Source organism: Dielma fastidiosa, assembly GCF_003475485.1.
GTDB lineage: Bacteria > Bacillota_I > Bacilli_A > Erysipelotrichales > Erysipelotrichaceae > Dielma > Dielma fastidiosa.
Genome location: NZ_QRQL01000003.1, coordinates 150,070 through 171,800, shown reverse-complemented (window position 1 = coordinate 171,800; position 21,731 = coordinate 150,070). Strand labels below are relative to the sequence as shown.

The 21,731-nt window shown below is 41.7% G+C and carries 21 protein-coding genes; 3 read left to right on the top strand and 18 right to left on the bottom strand.

Annotated elements, in window-relative coordinates; translation table 11 throughout:
• Positions 1-55 precede the first annotated feature (55 nt).
• The 3 genes from DWZ33_RS08825 to ftsH all read left to right on the top strand — a co-directional run bounded on the left by DWZ33_RS08825 (position 56) and on the right by ftsH (position 2,950).
• A complete protein-coding gene (locus tag DWZ33_RS08825; RefSeq protein ID WP_118454559.1) occupies positions 56-589 on the top strand; it encodes a TetR/AcrR family transcriptional regulator C-terminal domain-containing protein in 534 nt (177 codons plus the stop codon).
• 127 nt (positions 590-716) lie between these two features.
• Positions 717-1,142, top strand: coding sequence for a hypothetical protein (locus tag DWZ33_RS08820; protein WP_118454558.1), 426 nt, complete (start codon positions 717-719; stop codon positions 1,140-1,142).
• Entirely contained in the window at positions 1,139-2,950 is a 1,812-nt protein-coding gene (gene ftsH, locus DWZ33_RS08815) for an ATP-dependent zinc metalloprotease FtsH (protein ID WP_022938025.1), read from the top strand. The genes DWZ33_RS08820 and ftsH overlap by 4 nt, the downstream gene beginning before the upstream one ends.
• A gap of 30 nt (positions 2,951-2,980) precedes the next feature.
• Here the strand turns inward: ftsH and DWZ33_RS08810 are convergent, their stop codons facing one another.
• The 18 genes from DWZ33_RS08810 to DWZ33_RS08725 all read right to left on the bottom strand — a co-directional run bounded on the left by DWZ33_RS08810 (position 2,981) and on the right by DWZ33_RS08725 (position 21,721).
• Positions 2,981-5,287 (bottom strand): diguanylate cyclase, encoded by a 2,307-nt coding sequence (locus DWZ33_RS08810; RefSeq protein WP_220452419.1) that lies wholly within the window; start codon positions 5,285-5,287, stop codon positions 2,981-2,983.
• A gap of 132 nt (positions 5,288-5,419) precedes the next feature.
• The gene (locus DWZ33_RS08805; RefSeq protein WP_022938027.1) at positions 5,420-5,746 is read right to left on the bottom strand and encodes a PTS sugar transporter subunit IIA; all 327 of its coding nucleotides are present in this window, start codon (positions 5,744-5,746) and stop codon (positions 5,420-5,422) included.
• Positions 5,746-6,048 carry a PTS sugar transporter subunit IIB gene (locus tag DWZ33_RS08800; protein WP_022938028.1) on the bottom strand — a complete coding sequence of 101 codons (303 nt, stop codon included), beginning with the start codon at positions 6,046-6,048 and terminating at the stop codon, positions 5,746-5,748. The genes DWZ33_RS08805 and DWZ33_RS08800 overlap by 1 nt, the downstream gene beginning before the upstream one ends.
• Positions 6,049-6,050: 2 nt before the next feature.
• Entirely contained in the window at positions 6,051-7,313 is a 1,263-nt protein-coding gene (locus tag DWZ33_RS08795; RefSeq protein WP_022938029.1) for a PTS sugar transporter subunit IIC, read from the bottom strand.
• Complete coding sequence (locus DWZ33_RS08790) at positions 7,310-8,101, bottom strand: tyrosine-protein phosphatase (protein ID WP_220452418.1); 792 nt, start codon at positions 8,099-8,101, stop codon at positions 7,310-7,312. Before DWZ33_RS08790 ends, DWZ33_RS08795 begins: the two co-directional genes overlap by 4 nt.
• A 12-nt stretch (positions 8,102-8,113) precedes the next feature.
• On the bottom strand, positions 8,114-9,997 hold the full coding sequence (locus DWZ33_RS08785; protein ID WP_022938031.1) for a BglG family transcription antiterminator: 1,884 nt from the start codon (positions 9,995-9,997) through the stop codon (positions 8,114-8,116).
• A gap of 89 nt (positions 9,998-10,086) precedes the next feature.
• On the bottom strand, positions 10,087-11,559 hold the full coding sequence (locus DWZ33_RS08780; RefSeq protein WP_118454555.1) for a family 1 glycosylhydrolase: 1,473 nt from the start codon (positions 11,557-11,559) through the stop codon (positions 10,087-10,089).
• Positions 11,560-11,806: 247 nt separating this feature from the next.
• A complete protein-coding gene (locus DWZ33_RS08775; protein ID WP_118454554.1) occupies positions 11,807-12,556 on the bottom strand; it encodes a nucleotidyltransferase domain-containing protein in 750 nt (249 codons plus the stop codon).
• A gap of 1 nt (position 12,557) precedes the next feature.
• Positions 12,558-13,760 carry an RtcB family protein gene (locus DWZ33_RS08770; protein WP_118454553.1) on the bottom strand — a complete coding sequence of 401 codons (1,203 nt, stop codon included), beginning with the start codon at positions 13,758-13,760 and terminating at the stop codon, positions 12,558-12,560.
• Positions 13,761-13,762: 2 nt separating this feature from the next.
• Complete coding sequence (locus DWZ33_RS08765) at positions 13,763-14,860, bottom strand: slipin family protein (protein ID WP_118454552.1); 1,098 nt, start codon at positions 14,858-14,860, stop codon at positions 13,763-13,765.
• Between the two features lie 441 nt (positions 14,861-15,301).
• Positions 15,302-16,243: a WYL domain-containing protein gene (locus DWZ33_RS08760; RefSeq protein WP_118454551.1), complete on the bottom strand. Its 942-nt coding sequence runs from the start codon at positions 16,241-16,243 to the stop codon at positions 15,302-15,304.
• Positions 16,215-17,459, bottom strand: a complete 1,245-nt coding sequence (locus DWZ33_RS08755; protein WP_118454550.1) for a WYL domain-containing protein — start codon at positions 17,457-17,459, stop codon at positions 16,215-16,217. Before DWZ33_RS08755 ends, DWZ33_RS08760 begins: the two co-directional genes overlap by 29 nt.
• 82 nt (positions 17,460-17,541) lie before the next feature.
• On the bottom strand, positions 17,542-18,147 hold the full coding sequence (locus DWZ33_RS08750) for a bifunctional 4-hydroxy-2-oxoglutarate aldolase/2-dehydro-3-deoxy-phosphogluconate aldolase (protein ID WP_022938040.1): 606 nt from the start codon (positions 18,145-18,147) through the stop codon (positions 17,542-17,544).
• 14 nt (positions 18,148-18,161) lie between these two features.
• Entirely contained in the window at positions 18,162-19,022 is an 861-nt protein-coding gene (gene dat, locus DWZ33_RS08745) for a D-amino-acid transaminase (RefSeq protein WP_118454549.1), read from the bottom strand.
• A 28-nt stretch (positions 19,023-19,050) separates the two neighbouring features.
• Complete coding sequence (locus tag DWZ33_RS08740) at positions 19,051-19,878, bottom strand: PTS system mannose/fructose/sorbose family transporter subunit IID (RefSeq protein WP_118454548.1); 828 nt, start codon at positions 19,876-19,878, stop codon at positions 19,051-19,053.
• Positions 19,878-20,633, bottom strand: coding sequence for a PTS mannose/fructose/sorbose/N-acetylgalactosamine transporter subunit IIC (locus tag DWZ33_RS08735; RefSeq protein ID WP_022938043.1), 756 nt, complete (start codon positions 20,631-20,633; stop codon positions 19,878-19,880). The genes DWZ33_RS08740 and DWZ33_RS08735 overlap by 1 nt, the downstream gene beginning before the upstream one ends.
• Positions 20,634-20,737: 104 nt before the next feature.
• Entirely contained in the window at positions 20,738-21,229 is a 492-nt protein-coding gene (locus tag DWZ33_RS08730) for a PTS sugar transporter subunit IIB (RefSeq protein WP_118454547.1), read from the bottom strand.
• A gap of 60 nt (positions 21,230-21,289) precedes the next feature.
• Positions 21,290-21,721 (bottom strand): PTS sugar transporter subunit IIA, encoded by a 432-nt coding sequence (locus tag DWZ33_RS08725; RefSeq protein WP_118454546.1) that lies wholly within the window; start codon positions 21,719-21,721, stop codon positions 21,290-21,292.
• Positions 21,722-21,731 lie beyond the last annotated feature (10 nt).

Sequence of the window (21,731 nt, the reverse complement as noted above, 5' to 3'; positions counted from 1 at the left end):
TAGACATTTAATTTTAAGTATGGTAAAATTTTAGTAAAATCAAGGAGACACAGCCATGCCGATCAATATGAAAGCCGTGATTGCCGATGCCTTTGTTTCACTGGCACAGCGTAAAAATGTCGATAAAATAACCGTTAAAGATCTGGTGGAAGCATGCGGAATTTCACGTCAGACATTTTATTATCATTTTCAGGATATTTTGGAAGTAATTGAATGGTCGATGCAGCAGGCAATGCAGGAAATGCTCGCGCAAAGTCTAGCTGTCGATGATCCTGAAAAAGCACTGCGGATTTTCATTACCGCCGCCGCTGAAAACCAAGAGATCATTAAAAAGCTGATGCATTCACAGCGCCGAGAACAGGTTGAACGTATGATGTTTCATGCGATACAAGACGGCATGATGCAGCTGGCCCGCGACAAAGCACCTCACGATCTGAGTTTCAGCGATTTAGAGATGGCTGTGCATTTCTATACCTACGGCATTGTCGGTCTGCTGCTTGAATACAGTTCGATGAAACAGCTGGATATTAATCGCTTTGCCCATCAGCTGAATCTGCTTTTATCCGGCAGGCTAATCAATTTTAATTAATCTAAACAGAATCCCCAAAGTGTAACAAATCCTTACATTTTGGGGATTTTGTTAATACAGATTGCTGAATCTGCGAATGGCGGCAGCCCTAGCTTTCCTTTATAGTATTCATGAAAGGTGTGATAGAATGCGTCAGACCCTGCTGAATATCAAATTGATGGAATTACAGCAGCAATTCTGCCAGCTGACAAATCAGTTGGCGCTTGATCAACAAACAGATAAGCATGAGCAGCTTTGCCATGACTTCAGGCTGCTTGCGGATGAATATCTGAGAAAGGAAAAAAGTCTTAATGAAAAAGCTCAGACTAGTCATTCAGCTGCCGCCTGCGCGTTGTCAGCGCTTCAGGAAAGCTACTGTCAGCAGTGCGACAAGCTGCTTAAGCAGGCCGCAAGCGCTTGTTTAAGCGATGAAAAGAATGCGGAAATGATGGCTTTATATGCTGAATTTGCCCTTGATTATGCCGCCCTTGCCATGGATCACGCAAGACTGGCAGCATTAAAGGCAATCGATATGCAGATGACAATTGAAGAAAAAGAGGAGGTCATAAAATGAATGAAATTAAACCGCCGAAAAAGCCGCTGATTTATTATTACGGCATTGTGATGCTGGTTCTGATGCTGTTTAATCTATTTGCGATGCCTTATCTGATGCAGCGTCAGATTAAAGAAGTTGATTACGGCACCTTTATCAGTATGAGTGAAAACGGTGAAATCGGTAAAGTTGAAATTCAGGAAAGTGAGAACCAGATTTTATTTACCGATCCTGAAAATAAGGTTGTTTATAAGACCGGCATGGTCAATGATCCAGAGCTTTCACAGCGTTTATATGATGCTGAGATTCCTTTCTATGGTGAAATCATCGAACAGACTTCTCCGATTCTTAATTTTATCTTATCATGGGTACTGCCGATTCTGCTCTTTGTCGGTATCGGGCAATACATGTCTAAGAAGCTGATGAATCGGGCCGGCGGCGCCAATGCCTTAACCTTTGGCAAAAGCAATGCGAAAATCTATGTCAAATCATCCGAAGGCATTAAGTTTGCCGATGTAGCCGGAGAAGATGAGGCAAAAGAAAATCTTGCCGAGATTGTCGATTATCTGCATAACCCCGATAAATATCAGCAGATTGGTGCTTCAATGCCAAAAGGAATCCTTTTGGTCGGGCCGCCGGGTACTGGTAAAACCATGCTTGCGAAGGCAGTTGCCGGAGAAGCCAATGTACCTTTCTTCTCAATTTCCGGTTCAGAATTTGTGGAAATGTTTGTCGGCATGGGTGCTTCTAAGGTGCGCGATCTGTTTAAACAGGCAAAAGAAAAAGCCCCTTGTATTGTATTCATCGATGAAATTGATGCCATCGGTCAAAAGCGTGACAACAAGATGGGCGGCAATGATGAACGTGAACAGACGCTGAATCAGCTGCTGACTGAAATGGATGGCTTTGAGGGCAATAACGGTGTCATGATTCTGGCTGCTACCAACCGTCCTGAATCATTAGACCCGGCATTAACCCGCCCCGGCCGTTTTGACCGCCGTGTACCGGTTGAATTACCGGACTTAAAGGGACGAGAAGAAATCCTGATCGTGCATGCGAAAAAAATCAAAATTGCTGAGAATGTTGATTTTGGCAAGATTGCCCGTATGGCTTCCGGAGCTTCCGGCGCCGAGCTTGCTAATATCATTAATGAAGCTGCCCTAAGAGCTGTCCGTGACGGCCGCAGCTGTGCCTCACAGGCAGATCTGGAGGAAAGCATTGAAACCGTTATTGCCGGCTATCAAAAGAAAAACGCGATTCTTACCGATCATGAAAAGCTGATTGTTTCCTATCATGAAATCGGCCACGCGCTGGTTGCCGCCTTACAAACCCAATCAGCACCGGTTACCAAAATCACGATTGTACCGCGCACTTCCGGAGCTTTAGGCTATACGATGCAGGTTGATGAGGGTAATCATTATCTGATGAATAAAACTGAAATAGAAAATAAGATTGCGACCTTAACCGGCGGCCGGGCCGCCGAGGAAATCGCCTTTGGCTCTATTACCACCGGTGCTTCAAACGATATTGAACAGGCCACCAAGCTGGCACGCGCGATGATTACCCGTTATGGCATGAGCGAGGATTTCGGCATGGTAGCTATGGAAACCGTCACAAATCAATATTTGGGCGGTGATACCTCACTTGCTTGTTCTGCGGATACACAAGCTAAGATCGATGAGAAGGTTATGGAATTAGTGAAACAGCAGCATGACAAGGCGCTTGAATTACTGCGCGCTAACCGTCAAAAGCTCGATAAGCTTGCCCAATATCTCTATGAGAAAGAAACCATTACCGGTGAGGAATTTATGCGTATTTTAAATAGCTGAGTATAAAACAGCCCTTCCACATGGAGGGCTTTATTTTATCTTCAGTGCCTGCTTCAGCCGCAGCTTCATCAAAAAAGCTGACAGCACATCGGCTGTTAATTTAAACGCGGCAATCTGTTTAGATTCCCAAACGCGATGCTCCCGGCATTCATCAAAACCGACATAGCCCGCAAACTCCCCCTCATCCAATATCGCGCATTGAAGCAGGGAGCAGCAATCCTGGGCGGCCAAGTAACTGTGGTAATGTTTAGACATCGGTTTTACTTCCGCGCAATAAAATAAGCCTTGTTCATCAAAACGCTGAGCGGTTTCAGCCAGTGAAACGGATATTGAGGAATTCATCGGCTTGATTCCCTTCGCGCACCATTCAAAGGTATTAAAACATGAGTGTCCGTCATTGCTTTCAAAGATATAGACACGGCTTACATCATAGGCATGACCGATGATTCCTAATAAACGCTCAATAGTTAAATGAATATCCTTTGCCGCATATAATTTACGGAACGCATATTGGGCGAGCTGTTCCTCCATGATTTCTACCTGGTCAATATTGCTTTCCTCATTCACCGCGCTCATCAAATGATCGGATGAACATTCCTTAACCGCTTGGTAAAAGGTAACTCCCTTGCGGCCGCTTTTCTTACGGATATATAAAGCCTGATCGGCACATTGAAAGAACGTATGATAATCACCCTCGCCATACGAAAATACCGCCGCGCCAATACTGCATGTGATCGGCAAGGCATTCGGCAATGGGGTTAATTCTTCCAGCGCTGACAACAGCTTTTCAGCTTTACGAAGTACATTTTCTTCATCATTGATTGATGCCATATAAATCAAAAACTCATCGCCGCCGATTCTGCCCGCCAGATCTGAGCTGCGGATCTGTGACTTTATGACGGCCGCCACACTGGCCAGCAAGCTGTCACCCGCCAAATGACCATAAGTATCATTGACTGATTTAAAATGATCGACATCTAAAATCAAAAGCGCCTGCTTCCCAGAAGCTTCACAATTCTGCATCCGGGCGGCTACTAATGAATCGATTGCGGCTTTATTATAGAGACCGGTCAAGGCATCCTTCTGAGCCATATCCAGCAGCACTAAATGCTGCCTTTTTTCATCATCAATATCGAGGATGACGCCAACTGCTTTAATTGCCTTGCCATCAGCATCAAACTGCGCGGTAGCCCTAATCCGGCACCAATGATACTTACCTTGCCGATCACGGATACGAAATTCAGTTTCGGAATATGGAACTCCCGCTGCCGTATCCTTCATGATTCTCATAAACGCATGCATGTCATCAGGATGGATATTTTCAGAAACGGGAATCCGCTGGCTGATCTGTTTACTGATGGCCGCGTAGCCGAATTTTTTATACCAATTAGGGGAGAAAAACAGCGTATCCCTGGCGATATCCCACTCAAAAATAATATCTGTCGCCTGATCCATAATTACCTGATAACGCTCTAAGGACAGCCTTAACGCTTCCTGTGCCTGTTTGCGCTGCGTGATTTCGATAAGTAAGCTGAAAAAGGTTTCACTGCCGTCACGCTCGGTTAATAATCTGCCCTTATCCAGTACCCATATGGGTTTGCCGCTCTTACATAAAACCCGATATTCAAGCTCAATATCACTGCCCTTTTTCAGCTGTTTATGAATCATTGACAGCATCATTGAACGATCATTGGGATAAACCATCTCAATAAAATGATTATGGAAGCGATTTGCGATTTCCTCCCGTGTATAACCAAACATTGACAAAAAACTGTCAGACATGGTAATCAACGTAAAATGAGCGTCTTTCCTGCATTGATGAGCACTGCCGGGCAGACTGTTGTTTAACAGTTCAAGCTGGCGGCTGCGTAATACCAGTGTTTGTTTCAGATCCTGTAAATTCGATCTGTCACGGCTTTCAACATAATAATGGGCAGCCTTTTGATCCATATCCGGATAAGAGAAATGAAGATGCAGAAGCTTCAGCTCCTTGTCAAGAACGATTGAAAAACGCAGCTTCTCAATCGCAAACATCTTATCCTCAGGCTCCGCCTCAAGCATCCCATAAACAATGCAGGCATCATCAAACGGCACAGCATATACTTGCCGCTGGCGGATGATAAACGAACCGCTGTATTCCTTTAATTCGGCTTTTAAGGCTTGCTTGGCTTCCATCAGATTCTGACAAAGCTCATTTTCACCAGTACCGATCCATGATATCTTTTCATTCATACAAGCCGGCAATCGATCAAGCCTGCGGTCGATAAAATAAAGCTCGATCAGTTTATCGGCAAAAGCAAGCGCCGCCTGCTTCAGATTAAATTGTTCCCGCTTCAAGATAACCCTCCTATCTGCCGCCATGCCCTTGACAACTTAAATTAGTAATAGTTATGTTCAGTTTATCAAACAATTTTAATAGAAAAAAGAAGCTATTCCTGAATGGTCAGAAATAGCCCCTAACTGGTATATCTATTTTTCTTTTTTCAGCTGAGCGACTTCTTTCTGCAAGGCGATAATTTCAAGCAGATATTCCCTTGAAATCTCGGCATTCATCAATTGATCCTCAGCATGGATCAGCAGCAGTGTCGGTGTCACAGCCTCATTATTCGCTTCTTTTTGAATCAGCTGGGTATGCACCTTATGAGCCTCAATAAACAGCTCCTGCCCTTCTTTTAATAATAATTCCGCTTTCTCAAAATCACCGGCTTTTACCGCCTGCAGTGCCTCATAGCATTTTGCCTTCGCGCTGCCCGCATAGCTGATAATCTGAAAGCTTACATTTTCTAATGCTTCCACTATTCATCCCCCATTAGTTTTAATGCCTGAAGCAATACTTTTTTGCCATCCATCAAACCGTATGCCATCATATCAATCGCGTCAATCGGACAGCTGACATACTGTGCTACATCACTTTTACGATAAGAAACCTGCGGTCCTAACAGCACACAGTCAGCATCCTTTGCCACATTGGCTGCTGAGTCGATTGAGAATGCGTCAATATCAAATTCTTTGCCGATGGAAGCCGCGTGAGCTTTCATTTTATTAACTAAGATACTCGTAGACATGCCGCCGGCACATAACAATACAATTTTTTTCATACTTATGCCTCCTGTTCATTTAAAGCTTCTTCAGCACATGCGAATTTGTCTTCTCTGCGCATGAATGGAATATAGATAATATAACATAAAACCAGCTGTACTAATTGCGCGATGATACCCTGCCAGCCATTAGTGAAGAAACCGCTGATAATTACCGGGAAACCTGTTGGCAGTGTTACACCATTAGTATAAGGGAGAAAACCAATAATTGTAAGTAAATAAGCAGATAATACGGAAACCGCCGGTGTCAGCATTAATGGCAGCAGCATACGAATATTCATAACCTGAGGAATACCAAATTTAATCGGCTCAGAAATACCGAATAAGGCAGGCACTAAACCAAGCTTACCAGTTGCCTTAAGTCTTTCTGATTTACAGTTAAACATACAATGAAGTGATACTGCCAATGATCTTGCGCCGCGGTTGCCAAGTACAAAACCATAAGTGAATAAATAAGGCAGTGTTTCACCAGCCGCGTAGGCGGATAAGTTAGCCATCTGCGGTTCCATCCACAGCATCATGATGATTGGCATCATCGTAACTACACCATGCATACCAAAGAACCATAAGAGTTCAATGAATGCCACAATAATCATTGCTGAGAAAATATTGTTGCCTAAATGCATGAATGGTGTTTGAATGAACTTCATCAGCATTGCGGTTACTGTACCATATGGTGTTAAGGTCATCACATAAGCAATGATTGCGAAGAGAACAGCAACAAAGATACCCGGAATAATTGCCGCAAATGAATTCGCAACAAACGGCGGTACTGAATCCGGCATCTTAATCGTTAATTTATGATCAACTGCCCAGATATATAAGCGAGCCGCCAACAGTGAACCAAACAGCGCTGTAAATACACCCTGACTGCCGAAATTGCTGACAGCGAAGGCTTGACTTTCCGATACGGTCAAGGTTAACGGACACAGGATAAAGAATGCCAGCAGACCCATAATACCGCAGTTCAGCGCGTCTTTCTTCATAATATCACCTAATTTATAGGCAACTAAGAAAGCGATATATACTGAAATGATATCAATCGTCATCGTAGAAATTAATTTACAGATTTGCAGAATACCGGTACTGGCCATAAATGCCTGTGTCGGCCCAATATCAATTGCGCCAATCAAGGTAAAGACAGAACTGATCATCATTAATGACATCGTACCCATCATACCCTGAGACAATGCTTTCATATATACATTATTCGAGAAGGCTATTGAAAATTTATTTAAGCCATCCTTTAAATTGTCAAATTTCATATTTTTTCCTCCAAATAAATTTGTTTTAATGTTTGAATATTTTCCCTGCTGAAATTTAATTCATTGATTGCGTACTGCTCGATACCGCCATAGGAATTATTAATAATATCTAATGCCCCTAACAGGAATTCCTCTCTGGCTTCTTTCAGATAACGCAATGCTAATACAAAATCTTCATTGTGTGTTTGCTCATAGGCCTCTGCCAAGCTGCGTGTATTCTTCTCATGCTTGCATACATTGGTAAGCATGTAATCTTCCACAACGGTTTTCTGATCCACACCCAGCAGCAGCAAGATTAAGGCAATCCCATAACCTGTGCGGTCTTTACCGCCGCGGCAATGCTGGACAATCCCACAGTTTGCCGGATCTAAAACCAGCTGCAGCATCTGCGCGTAGCTTGCTTTGGCACTCGGTGCTAAAACAAATTCACGATTCTGTGAAGACATCATGTCATAGGCCTGTTTTGCTGTAATCTTGTCGGTACGCTGTTCAAGCAGATGCTTGTTATCCGAACTTGCCAGCGCCGCGACATCCGCCTTAGGATCAAGATAGATCACTTTGGCACCCGGAATGGGCTTATCCTCATTATTGACTCTTTCCCGCTCAGAGCGATAATCAATAATCGTTTTAATATTCAGCTTGCGGATCGTTTCAATATCTGCCTCACTCAGCTTGCTTAATTCATCTGAACGAAACAGTAAACCTTTCTTCACCACAAGTCCCTCATTCGTATCATAACCGCCTATATCTCTGAAATTATAGGCTTTCTCTAATCGTATTTGATTCACAATCTTCCTCCTTTAATTCAACCGCATCAATTCCTCAACAAACGTTTCATAATTAGCGTTATCAATCAGCCGCTGAACCGTGTTGTTTTTTGACAGCAGCTTTATAATCCATTCATACAAGAACTTATATTTCTCACTGGATGTTTTACTCATCGAAATCAGAAAGATGATCCAGACCTTCTGCTTATTCCATTCGATAGGCTTTTTCAGCATCGTTACAGAAATGAAGGTTGACTCTGTACATGTTTTGTTGGGGTGCGGCAGCGCGACATGCGGCAGCAAATCCGTGGATGAAAATTTCTCTCTTTCCAATACTAGCTCCTCAAACTCATCCGGCAGCTCGATATTTTCACGCACACGCTTAAAGATAGCAGCCAGCGCTTCATCCTTATTCGCTGCTTCCACATTCGTAAAGAATAATTCCGGTTTAAAGAACTGTACGATATCCTTGATTTGAATTTCATTGGTCAGCACCGACTTGATTTTCTGAATGCTGTCCTCATTCAAGAAGAATGAAAATTCAAAGATTGGAACGGATGTTTTTATTTTCAATGGCACGGTTGTAAAGATATAATCAATCGGATGACTTTCAAGCATTGCCTCTACCCGATTCACATCACAAATATCTATCGTTTCAATGAATTGGGAGAAGTATTGCTGGAAATTATAATAAATCAGCTGTGAGCTGGCGCGGCCGCTTCCGCAGACTACCAGCACCTTCTTTTTGGATATCAGCTGTTTTTCCTTCTTTAAAGCTACGTCAAAATGCAATGCGAAATAACTGATTTCTGATTCAGAGATTGAATAACCCCATGCTTCTTCAATCATATGTGTCGCGACAATCGCCAGGTCATAGCCGCTGATGCATTGCAGCCGAACCTCCTCAATAATCGGATTTTTCAACACGATGCCATGCTCAAGCCGGAATTTTAAAGGGACTAGATGCAGACCGAGCATGATTCTGAGATTGAAGTCATTCAGAAAGTTAAAATTCATGGTATCACGCAAATAGATCAGAATCTTTTCAACAAGTTCGTTGATTTCTTCAGGTACCTGTGAGCTGTCTTTTTGATCTATTTCCTGCTTAGAAAGCAGCTGCAGCAGCACATATTCCTGTTCTGAATCATTAAATTGAATGGAGAATTCCGCTTCCAGCTGCTGAATAATCAGATCCATCAGCTTATCTTCATTCTGTGAACAATGCGCGCTTTCTAAACTGAAATCAATCGTATTCCCTTTCATAATTCTTTTGATTGAGATGTATAGATGGCGGATCAAGCCGTCGGTTAAATACTCCGGCAAGCTGTAGTTACAGGTTATAAAAGCATTGTTCACGATATTTCTTATTTTTTCATAAACATCGTTATCTTCATCAATGGATTTAAACATTGATTCTTTTACTAAACATTTCTGTACATAATTACTGGAAATAAAACGGCGGTAATCAAATTCATTGCCATGGATTCTAAGTCCATAATGAGGCTTTACCTCAATTTCAAGGTTATAGTTTGCTAAGATGCCCCGAAGCTGATTCAGTGCTTTGGTTAAGGTTGATTTAGAAATATACAGACTTGCAACTAAATCATCAGCCTTGATATAGCCATCCGTTTTAATCAATTCCTGAATGAGCTTATCAATGACATCATCCTCAGAGGCTTCTTCATGCTGCCATATCATATTAAATAGGTCTTCGTCATCAATTTTTAATTCATAACCGATACCCTTTTTGACGAGAATTGTGGCGCCATAAGATTTCAATTCATCGTTTAACAGCGGGATGCGGTTTTGAATGGTTTTAGAGCTTTTAGATAATGAAAAGGATATGCTCTTGCTGGACATGCCTTCTTTATTTTTAGCTAATAGTTCCAAAATTTGATAGTCGATTTTATTTAACATGTTATCACCTTGATACCATTATGCCACTTTTTACTATTTCCTTCCAATGCTTTATATTCCGCATAGAAGGAGAAAAAATCAATTGGAAATTAATCTAAATCCTTACCATTGCTGGCGATAACCTTTTTATACCAATAGAAGCTGTCTTTCCTGCTGCGCTCAAAGCTTCCCTTGCCTTCATCATCTTTATCTACATATATGAAGCCATATCGCTTCCGCATCTCGCCGGTTCCTGCGGATACCAGATCGATACAGCCCCATGTCGTATACCCGATCAGGTTGACTCCCGCTTCGATCGCCTTATCCATATCGAGGATATGTTCTCGGATGTAGTCGATGCGGTATGGATCATGAATCGCTCCGTCACTTTCCACTTCATCATAAGCTCCCAAGCCATTCTCTACCACCATTAACGGCAGCTCATAGCGGTCATAGATCATTTCCAGATAATAGCGCAGTCCCTTTGGATCTAAAGCCCAGCCCCAGTCCGAATACGTGAGATATGGATTCTTTGCTCCGGCTGAGAAATTGCCGCTTACCGTTTCCTTTACTTCATGGCTCGTTACCACGGTCGACATGTAGTAAGAGAACGTATACAGATCTACCTTACCTTCTTGCAAATCGATCAAGTCCTGATCTGTGATATCTAAATGCACATCATGCTCATCCCACAAACGTTTCGCAAAGGTTGGATATTTTCCCTTGCACTGCACATCGCCGCAATAGAAGATTCCCTTTTCCCATGTATGACGGTTCAGCAGGATATCTTCAGGATCACATGTTCCCGGATAGAACGTGATGCCGCAGATCATGCAGCCTACCACATAGTTCGGATCTATTTCATGTGCCTTCTTTACCGCATGCGCGCTCGCTACAAACTGATAATGCAGCTGCTGATACGCTTTCTGATACATTTCATCACTTGCTGTATTGCCAAACATTTCAAGGAACATGACTGTGTTATTGATTTCATTGAACGTCAGCCAGTATTTTACTAACCCTTTGTATTCTTTAAAGCACGTTTCCGCAAAACGGTCATAGAATTCGATCAGTTGACGATTGTTCCAGCCATCATAATGCTCCTCTAAATATAACGGCGTATCAAAGTGGTGAATCGTAACCAGCGGTTCGATGTTGTACTTTTTACATTCTTCAAAAACGGAACGATAGAATTCAATCCCCATTTGATTAGGCTCTAATTCATCACCGTTAGGGTAGAGACGTGACCATGAGATCGACATTCTGAACATTTTAAAGCCCATTTCCGCAAACAAAGCGATATCCTCTTTATAGCGGTGATAGAAATCGATACCGTCATGATTTGGATAATAGCGATCATCAAGCACGGCATATTTAGCACCCTCAGGGAGCGCTTCGCCCATACTTCTGATCTTTCCCGGTTTGCCGTCAGCACCGATATAAGTGATCATTCTTGGTTCCTTGACTGAACCGCCGGTAGTGACATCCGTCAAAGCCATGCCGCGGCCATCTGCGTTCCATGCACCCTCACACTGATTAGCAGCGGTTGCGCCGCCCCAGTAAAAATCTTTTGGAAAACTCATAAACAATACCTCCTTGCCTTTATTATTCCATTTCTGCGAATACTTTTCCGCAACGCTTTTTTCTTTTGAGTAGAGAAAAAGCGTAAGAGAATCATTAATAATAGCGATAATGGCCGCAAAATAAGGGATATTTTGACTTTAGAGCAACAGGGATTTGTACATAATTGCGAAAAAAAACATCGATTATGCTCAACAGGGATACATAACCGATGGTTTTTGTTTATTTAATTTATACTAATCTCGATATTTATGATTGAAGAATACGCATAAAGCAATCATTAAATGGCTCCCATGATTGTACATCCTGTTTAACCAATGCTTCAGCCTTTTGGTTTAAAGCAATCAGCTGACTTTCAATGAATAGATCCAGCGCTTCAATTCGATTTATTGTATCTTTTTCACATGCTTGCTGCTTTGCTGCCATTAAATCGAGAAGTATCTGACTCAATGAATCGTTCAGTTCAGCTGTCATCAAATCGGTAAAGCGCACGGGCGGCGGACAGGCTTTTTCAAGTATCCACTGACACGCGAGAAGTCCTCGCATTACATAGAGATATTTTTTAGGATGGATCTGACTGCTGCTGCACTGGGCATATACATTTTCAGCAATCTTCAAATAATGAAACGCAGCACGGCGGATATTAAAATTTTGTGAACAATGAAGCAATTGTTCTGCCGCGTCTGAGGTTTGGTAAATAATCGGCGAATGCAGCCACTCTAAAAGCGTAGGATTGCCATCATGCAGCAGCTTCAGCGCCTTTTTCAGATCCCAGCCGTTGATATCCCAAACCGCATCTACCGGCAATTCAATCACATCCCGCTGTTTCTCTAATTTCAAATAATCGGATAACTCTCTCGCATAGATAAAACGCACATCAAAATCACTGTCCGCAGAGGCAAAGCCCCAAGCTCGGCTGCCTGATTCAGCCGCAAAGAGAATACGCACATGATGATCCAAAGCAATCTGATTTAATTTTTCCTGCACCTGATTACGCATTTTATTCACCTGCCTTAAAATTGTAAATTGGTTTTATAATTCTTATAAGCTCCACAGTGGGTTCTATATTCTTTATAATTTCATTCATATCTTTGTAAGCCATCGGGCATTCATCCAATGTCTCCGGTTGAATTGAGGTTGTATAGATACCTTCCATGGATGCCTTAAAAGCTTCCAGAGTAAACTGCTTACGGGCAGACATTCGGCTGAATAATCGGCCGGCGCCATGCGGTGCTGATTCATTCCAGTCAGGATTTCCCTTGCCCATGCAGATCAGTGAACCATCACGCATATTAATTGGAATCAAAAGGATTTCTCCCTTTTTGGCTGACACTGCTCCTTTTCTAAGAATCATCGTTTCAGTATCAATATAGTTATGAATGGTTGTAAATTGATCAGCAGCATGCAGATTCATCGCCGTCATAATTTCATCAGCGATTGCCTGACGGTTCAGCATCGCAAATTGCTGAATAATCATCAGGTCATGAAGATAGTCTTCAAACAAATCCTCCTCAACATAAGCCAGCGAAGCCGGAATATCTGAACGCTGGATATTTTTCATGCGTTCAATCTCTTTTTGTATTTCCTGTTCACGGCCGCTTTGACGATATTCCACAATCATATCAGCAATTGTTTTAGGATCAAAATGATTCATTCGCTGCCAGCCAAGCCGCTGATAATGATGCGCCGCCTCATTGCCTAAATGCCGGCTGCCTGAGTGGATCACCAGATACAGCTGTCCCTCATCATCTTTGTCAATTTCGATGAAATGATTGCCGCCGCCTAATGTACCGATACTTTTCACCGCTCGATCAAGCTTGACAAAAGGCGCGCACTTCAGCTCATGAAGATTAATTTTTTCACTGTAAGCATGCGGCTGGGTACGGATATGAAAACCAGATGGAATGTGTGTATGAATGATCTGATCTAATTTTTCAAGATCTAATTCAGTTTCTGCCAGACGCACAACCTCCATCCCACAGCCAATATCTACACCTACTAAATTCGGCACCACTTTATCTTTAATTTCCATCGTAGTTCCAATCGTACAGCCAGCACCGGCATGAACATCAGGCATGATGCGGATTTTCAGACCCGCTGTATAAGGCATATCACATAAAGTCTGAATCTGTTCAATCGCTGATTCTTCAATGGTATCGGTAAATACCTTTGCATGATTGTATTTCCCCTTAATTTCTAACATAGTTAATCTCCTTTCATCAGATTGCGAAGATTGGCAAGCAGATCATTGCCGCCATTGACGGTAATCGTGCCGACATTTTCACAGATCTTCTCTAAATATTCGAGTTCTTTTAATTTATATAACGTCTGATTCTCATCCATGAGCTTCGCGGTATTCAACAGGCTTCTTGTGGAAGCGACTTCTTCGCGGCGGGTAATAACATTAGCCTGTGCCTTTTTCTCCGCAATTAACACAGTATTCATGATATTGCGGATTTCACCCGGCAGAATAATATCCTTTAAACCGGCATCCTTGATGCTGATATAGAATTCATCTTCTCTTGCCTTGACTGCCCGATAAACATATTCCGACATTTGTTCTTTATTCTCTAAGATTTCATCAAGGCGGTACTTTCCGACAAATTCACGCAGCACTTGCTGGAAGACAACATAGATCTGATTTTGAAAGTCGGCAATCTCCGTACAAAGACGCACAGCATCCTTCACCACATATCGGCAGACGAAGTTGATGCGCAGTGTAACCTTATCCAGCGTCAGCATTTCCTGACCGCAGATATCCATCTGCAGAAGCCGTGTATCAACATGCTGAACGGTAATTTCTGATTCATTATTCCAGAAATAGTAAGTACCGCCATTTAATACGCGATTCAATTTCTTATCAATATAAAGGAGTGCCTTTTCATGAGCCGCTACATCAATTTTCGTATAAAGCTGCTTTGAGATTTTAGCGAATAAATACTTTGGAAAATCCTCTGCCACTTCTGCATTAGACGTATCTACGGTTACAAATGTATGTTTATCATAGACATTCCAGAACGCGCGGCGGCCTCTTGTCAGACAGCCTACAAAGCAGTCATTTACAAAGTGCAGTACAAAAGTTTGATCCTTAATCTCAACAAGATCAAGCTGAGCCGCTAACTCAGGGTTGCTGAGGAAGATGTTTAAATCATAATCTTCGATATGAAATTCATCATTCAGCGACACAATTTTGATTTCTTTAGCTTTACCAAAATAACGGACACAGCCCGGCATCAGCATCTTCACAAATAAACCTTTTTTAAATAATAAGCCTCTTTCATTTTCATTTATAATCTGTTTCATCACAGTTCCTCCTTTAATTAGACTCGTCTGCATAATCTGAATGCGGCAGCTTTCTTAAGATGATGGAAGCAATAAGCGGGAGCTGAGCTATGGCTTAATGATCTCATCATCGGTATCCGAAAACCGGCAAGGCAGACAGATTATTTACAGCCCGCAAATGGCGGCTGTGTGCAGCTTCGTCTCTACAATGGGCCTTGCGGCTAAGTTTTCCTTACCAAGACGGATGGTTAAATCCGAACAGGAATCGAACCTGTATCCAAGAATCACCAGCATACCTTTCGGGAGACCTCAGGCACTGCGGGAAATGAAACGCCCAGCGTATCGATGACCTTGTACCCATAGTTTACGGGATACTGTCTGGATAATCATGGAAAAAAAGCTGCGAACTTATAGAATGCAGAAAAAAACGTCATCGAATTTCTCAATGACGCGGATATTCATTTAATCATGATTTTCAATAAGTTCATAATCCTTAATCAGTTTAGCCTGCCTTAGCAAACGCTCATTTATTTGTTTAACAAATGATGCTGGTTCTAAAACACGCAGCATCGGCCCAAAAGAAAGAATCCGAATCAGCACCTCTGTTTCATCGCTTTTATTATAAGAACATTTCATATGATACACCGTATCTGAAATCTGCCGTGTTTCTTTTTCATAATTGGCAAAATGCAGCATTGCCCGTTCCAGCGCGTTTCTGACATCAATGATTTCAACAGTCACAGATGCTTTCTTCATTTTGGGCAGTGATGATATACAGTTATCAGAAAGCTCACTGCATTCAACTATACGGGCAAGATTTAAGATGATTGAACGTCCTTCCCAGTACGCAATCAGTCTGAATTTATCGTCTTTTAGTGAGTATTCCAGTTTAGATGGATGAACATTGATATGACGGCGTTTCGCTTTTCCCTGATAAATGACTGACAGCATTTTCTGATGCTTTAACGCGTGATGAATTTCTTGAAAATGCCTGCGGTATTCCTCGGATTTATAAGGGTCGCCATCCTTGATCTGATCAAAATAATAAATATCATCAGCCGTATATAAGGGTTCAATATCCTCAGGCAAATCAATGATATTGCCAAATAAGGATAAGCGGGGATCAAGGGTTATGGTTTTAAGAAAACGCAGCTGCAGCAATGAAAACGGCTGGCTCGGTACGTTGTGCAGCGGTGTTTGATACTGCCGGTTCATCAGCAGCCATTCCTCATTTCTGATAGCATCTAATATTACTGTAAAGCTTTCCTTAAAAGCACAGTGATTAATAATCTCCATGGCTTTCGCAGTATCCAAGGATTCATCAAGAGCCGAGGTAAGCAGCTCTGCCATCGCTTTGAAATAAGCGTTATATATTTCACTGAACAGCACTTGTATCAACTCCATTCATATTCAGCATCAAATTAAAATCCTTATAAAAAGTAGCTGTCACTAATGGATTATCGCATTCAAGCTTTACAATCCGGCCGATAAAGGTTCTGATCCACGGCAGCATTTCCATGGCATCATAAAGATCAATACTGAATTTGTAAAGTGTATCGCTGACTGCCTCGAGCTTTCCCATGCGGCCTTCTCTTTCAACGCGATGAAGAATGTATTGTTCATATGGCTGTATTTCTAATATCATTTCAAGATGCTCAAGACGTCTGCCGTCTTTAAATGATACTCCCCATGTATGCTCCAACAGGTGATTCAGCTGTTTTAAGGCATGTTCAAATTGTACGCTGTACTCACATACCGCAATCGATTGGATATTATCAAGACGAATCGACATAAAGCGATGCTTTAATGTATTATAGGCACATACATATTGACGGCCGCCCTGTACGCTGATTAATATTTTTAAAGGAATCAATGAATGCTTAATATTTTGGGCACGGCCTGTATAACAGACTGCTTCAATTCTTTGATGATGATGAATCGCTTCTAATAAGGCATAACAGACTTCACTCTCTAATGCATGTACAATGTAGTGATGCTTAAAGCCTAAAGCGATGGATGGCTCATTAATTCTATCAAGAAGAGTAGAACCGATGACTCCTAAAGGTGAAACTTCAGAAAAATAGCGTACCGCGTCAACAGCTGGTACTGGATTAATCATTGAATCTGTCCGCATATAGACCTTTTTCTTACCTATCATTTTTGATTGCAGCAGCCCTAACTGTTCATACTCTTGCAGCTTTTTGCGAATGGTTGACACATCAAGCAGCACAGGCTTTTCAAAAAAGGACATATATTGATCGGCAATGGCACTTTCAAGCTCTGATGCACTCATAGCCGTATCATTTTGAAGCAAATCAAGAAGATAGAAATGCAGCATAATATCATTGCGGGTGAATGATTTTGCCTTGAACGCGCGGTAAAATGGATTCTCATAAATCTCACTGCTGTCAACAGATAAAAATACCTTTTTACCGTTCTTTTCCTGACGGAAAGCCATCGTATCGCCGAGATAGCTTTCTATCCTGCGCCGTTCATTATCATAGCTGCGCAGGCTTTTTCCTTTGAAATCTTCACGGCCTTTAAACCCATAAACATAAAAGTCACGCATATATTCACGCAGCGGTTCAAAATGTTTAATCAGTTCAGAATATTCACTCATCCTATCAGCTCCCTTTAATTCCTATTATAAAGCATAAAGAAAAAGCAGGATATGTCAATCAAACAATTCCTGCTTAATATTGTTATAAACCTTTAATAAATGAGCTTAAGCCTTGCCAATCCTTTGCTTTCAGCAGCTCCTTGGGTAGTATAAAGCTGCCGCCAACAGCTTTGACATAATTCAAGGCAAGATACTCTTTATAATTTTCAAGCGTAACACCGCCGGTCGGTACAAAAGTCGATTCAAAGAAAGGGCCATGCAGTGCCTTTAATGCTGAGATACCGCCATATACATCTGCTGGAAAGAACTTCAAACATGTTAAACCTAACTGATTAGCCTGCATAATTTCAGAAGGTGTCACAGCACCGGCCACAATAGGTACATTCTGCTCTTTGGCATATTCCACGACTTCTGCGGATAGGCCAGGGGTAACAAGAAACGCCGCGCCGCTTTCAATCGCCTGCTGTGCCTGTGCTGTTGTTTTTACAGTGCCGGCGCCAACCAGCAAACCATCAATTGACGATAAAGCCTTGATCCCTTCAGCCGCATAATCAGAACGAAAAGCAACTTCAATAATTGGCAGATTACCTTCAACGAGGCATTTGCCTACCGCTAAGCATTCTTCTAAATCTTTGACTGTATACAACGGCAGCAATCGGCGTTGATCCAGTACCTCATTAAAGTTCATATGACTGCCTCCTGCTACATTACTTTGCCGCACTGCTCAATAATTAAATTCTTATATTCATCATCAAGCAGCTTAGTAACTGGCCCGCGCTGACCATTACCAATAACCTTATCATTGATTTTTATAATTGGACAAACTTCTGTTTTTGAATCGGTAACAATTACCTCATCAGCATCCAGTAATTCATTGATTGTAAATTTGCGTTCTTCATAAGGAATACATTTTTTACGGCAGATCTGCAGCACAAGCAATTTAGTAATACCCGGCAGAATCTCAGGTCCATCAAGTGTGGTGAAAACTTCACCATTTTTAACGATAAGAACATTACCCGCACGTTCTTCAGTGATATAACCATCGCGATACAGAATCGCTTTATCAGCACCGTGTTTTTTTGCTTCAGCAATTGCCATACAGTTAGGAAGCAGATTCAAGGACTTCGCATTGCAAAGAAGCCAGCGTTTATCAGGATACAAGATTGCTGACACACCATTTTCAATCTTATCCGTACCGCGGTAATAATGAGACACACAGCCGGATACAACCGATTGCTGATCTTTAAAATCAGGATAATTATGGTTTCTTGGTTTACCATCACCGCGAGTAAACTGCATGTATACATTGCCGCTGTCTAAATCATTTGCTTCTACCAAGTCATAGAAGAATTGACGGATTTCATCACGTGTGTAATTCAAATTCATATCCAGCAGACGGGCAGAATTTTCAAAACGATCCAGATGCTCTTCCAAAGCGAACAGCTTTCCGTTATACACTCTCACAAACTCATAAATACCGTCGCCGAATTGATAACCGCGGTCATTGAAATCAATATTCATCTCTTGCTGTTCAACAAGCTTACCTTTCCATAAAAACTTCATTATACTTCCTCCTTCCTGCATCAGCAGTTTATAAAATACCTAATAATGATCCTACAACTGAAACAATTAAGATAACCAATAAAATGCGGTTAAAATTTTGTCCCTTCTTAGCCATATAAATATAAATTGCGAAAACTGCGGCTAATGGCAGAATACCGGGAACTACACTGTCTAAAAATGCCTGTAAAGCAAACTCAGAACCACTGGCAGATAGACTTAACGGCGTTGAAATAGAAACATTACCCGCTGTCAAAGCCCCCATCATCATTAAACCAACTACATTGGCAAAGAAAATTACCGCCTGCATTGACCCGTTCTTCAAAATTTTCAATACGGATTCACGGCCCAGCTGATATCCTTTCTGCGTCATATATTTCATCAGATAATATGTACTGATTGGATAAATCAGCAGCGGCAGGATACCGCCAATCGGATTGCCATTTTTCGCAAAGGGCAGGAATAAAGCAATTAGAATCGGCATGTATGCAGCCCAAATCAACGTATCACCGACAGCCGCTACCGGCCCCATCAAACCTGTTTTAATACTTGTGATGGCATCGTCAGTAATACTGCCGCCATTTGCCTTTTCTTCTTCCATACCTAATGTGATACCTAATATTATACCACCAGGAATAGAATCTGTGTTATAGAAAACCAGATGCCGCTTTAATGCCTGAACATACTCTTCCTTTTCAGGATAAAGCTTCTTTAAAGCAGGAATCATGGAAGCACAAAATACTAATGCCTGAAGACGTTCATAAGAATTGGACATCTCAGCACCGATATATAATCGATTCATACACCGATTAACATCTTTTTTAGTTAATCTTACTTCATTCATTTTAGACTCTTCCATTATGATATTTCCTCCTTCCTGAATAAGAATAAATATAAGAGTGATGCCGTAGCTACTGCAAAGATAGCGACTGCCATAACATCAAGACTGAAATATTTAACCATAAAGAAACCGATAATAAAGAATGGAATTAGCTGCTTCTTACCAATAACAGTTAACGTAATTGCAAAGCCTAAAGCCGGTAAGATACCGCCCATAACCTCAAAGGAATGCAGCAGCCAATCAGGAATCATAGTCAATACCTGTTTAGCAAACTCTACACCATAGAAATCAATAACAAATACGATTGGAAAACGGATGATGAAGCCAACAATCGTAGGTAAAATATAAGCACATGTAAAAATACCGCGTGAATTTCCTTCTTCAGCATATTGATCTGCTTTATGTACCCATAAGGTATTCGTTGTACGGCGAATCTGATCAACAAATACACCAATAACCCCAAAAGGAACTGCGAGTGTAATCGCTACTTCTGGACTCATACCGGAAAGTACACCGATCGGAATAGCAATACAGCCAGCTAAAGCCGGATCATTAGGCACATTACCGCCCGGTGTTGATGTCACACCAAGATAAACAAGCTGTAAAGCCGCGCCGATCTGCATAGCCTCAACCATTTTTCCTGAAAGCACCCCTACAAAGATACCAATTACTACTGGCTGAAGCAGCATGCTTGAAAAAGTATAACCAAAACGCAATCTGCAAATCCAATAATACAACCCCATACATATGGCAATAATTAAAGTATTTCCCATTTGATTTACGAAACTATTTAAGTTTCTGATCTCCTTTCTCTAAAAGCAATATTCATAAGCTAAGCTTTCGCATACGAATGCCTTAAGATCATCCCGTCGAATGATCAGCGTTTAAACCGATTTAATGCATCTTCAAATTTTAAAGGATTATCCTCTGGAATTGTCTGAAAAATAATATCCACACCCTGACTGCTTAATGCCTGTAAAGCATTTGCGTCAGCATCATCAAGGGTAATGTTTTGATAAACGACCTTTCGGCTCGGACCGCCGCCTAAGCCGCCAATCTGAACCTTATTTACCAACACACCTTTAGCCGCTAACTCACTCAGCGTTTTAATATCCGGAAGCAGCAATAAGATTTTACCTGTCTCAAATTCATGATTCTGCCATTTTTCAACGGCATCTTCAATGCCATAGCATTCAATCACGATGCCCGGAGGCGCTGACATTTTATAAATCTCCAATAAAAATAAATCCTTGGCAACAGCATCACTGATAATAACAATCTTATTCGCCTGTGATTGCTGAACCCACTTTGTCATGACCTGTCCGTGAATCAAACGGCTGTCAATACGGCACAATACAATATTGTTCATGTTACACCCTCCTTTTAAGTAACAAATAATAAATAATAAATAGCTTCAATATAATGATTTTTATTTCCCTGTAATCTTCTCCATAACATCAAAAATTGATGACTGGCAGCTGGCAAGTACCTTCTTTATATCCAACTTACCGCCAAACGAAATTTGTGTACAAGCCTCTATCAGCAGCGGACAATTAAGACCGGTGATTACACTGATTGCACAATCTTCCCGTTCTTTCGCAATCACTGCCGCAACATTAGTCGGTGTACCGCCAAAAACATCGGTCATTAATGTTATATGCAGCAAAACATGTTTTTCCTGAGCTTTTTTTACCTCTGCCAGAATCGCCGCCTCTACTGCCTGCCTAAATTCCGCCAGCAGCATTTCAGGGGTTAACGCTACCGCAGATACAAAATCTGCTTTTCCGAGAATCATTTCCACACTGGACTTAAGCGCTTTTCCCCAGTCCCCATGTGTCAGTAAGATAATTTTTTCTTCCATAAAAGTACCT